At 68.4% G+C, this 1,294-nt stretch carries 1 pseudogene; it reads right to left on the bottom strand.

Annotation, left to right across the window (positions count from 1 at the left end):
- Positions 1-444, bottom strand: a pseudogene (locus DSY14_RS29095) (ATP-binding protein); the annotation flags it as partial.
- Between the last annotated feature and the right edge of the window lie 850 nt (positions 445-1,294).

The following is a 1,294-nucleotide window of genomic DNA, read 5'->3' on the forward strand; positions in this document are numbered from 1 at the left end:
GTTCTGCTCCTGCTGGAGGGGGTCCGGCGCCGGGGCCTGCGGGGCGGCCGCGGGTTCGGTCGGGGCCGCGTACTGTCCGGGCCATGGTTCGGCCGGCTCGGCGGCCTGCGGTGACACAGGGGCCTGGGGCCGCTCCGTGTGCTCTGACGAGGAGGTGTCGGTCATGGTGTCCGTGGTGGCGAGGGCGGGCTTGGGGCGCGGCTCGGGCTCGTCGAGTCCGACGCCACGCCACTGGCCGACCGGTGTGGCGCCGGTGTCGACATCGTCGACCTCGACGTTCCTGGTCGTGTAGGGGTTGGGGACGCTCACCCGGGAAGCGGGACGGTAACCGTTCTCGGCGGACGCGGAGAAGGGTCCGGTGGGGGGCTCCGTCGCGGGTGTGGCCTCGCCGCCCGACGAGCGGTCGTCGGGTTCCTGCGAGTGCGGATGCACGGGCTGATGCACGGGATTTCCTTGCTCGGTCTCCGGTGACGGGGGTTCCTGGGACTTGACCATCCGGGAGATGGCCCGGCGGAACCGTCCTTCACGCCTGGCTCCACGCCCATCCTCCGTCGACATCATCTGGGCCAGGTAGTGGCCATCGCGCTCATGCGGTGACTGCGCCTGTGCCACAATTTCGTCTCCTCGAATCAGGTGGGCGGATCGGCGGTGGCCCCGCACCACCGCCCTGATCAGGGAGGAAGCCGCTCGGGGGGCCGCGATCGGGTCCCTGGGCGGCCAGGCGCCCCGATCGCCGGGGGAACGCCTCGACGGTAGTCGGTGTCCGTGGAAGGGCGGAGGTCCGTCGCCGAGGGAGGCGACCGACACCCGATCCGGAGGACAAGAGCACTCACTCCGTACAATTCCTGATTCTTCCACCGGGAACCGTCGTTCGGTTCGCCAGACTAACAAAGGACGCCCGGCTTGACAGAAGAATCGAAGAAGCACCGTAAAAGCACCCACTGACACCTGTGTGACGTGCGGGAACGATGTGGGGACACCATGACGGATAGCGATCATTATGAGAACTTCATGCCCTGGTGTCCGTTTTTTGCCGGGTGGCGCCGGCGTGTGACCGGCGACACTCTTTCCCCATCCGGGTCGTGTCGCTCGTGGGACTTCGCCGTGCTTCGGCCCGTGCCCGGGCGCCCGACCGCACGGCGGACACCTCCGGCGCCCGGACACGAGAACACCCCCGCCCTCCACTGCTCGACGTCTAGGGCCTGTTTTTTGGAAGTGGGAGCGGAGCAGGGTCTGCGCTGGCATCGTGGTCGATGTGCCTGGCCGTCATGAACTCACCGATGCCGAGTGGGCC

The organism is Nocardiopsis sp. MG754419 (assembly GCF_018207095.1).
In the GTDB taxonomy this organism is placed as follows: Bacteria; Actinomycetota; Actinomycetes; order Streptosporangiales; family Streptosporangiaceae; genus Nocardiopsis.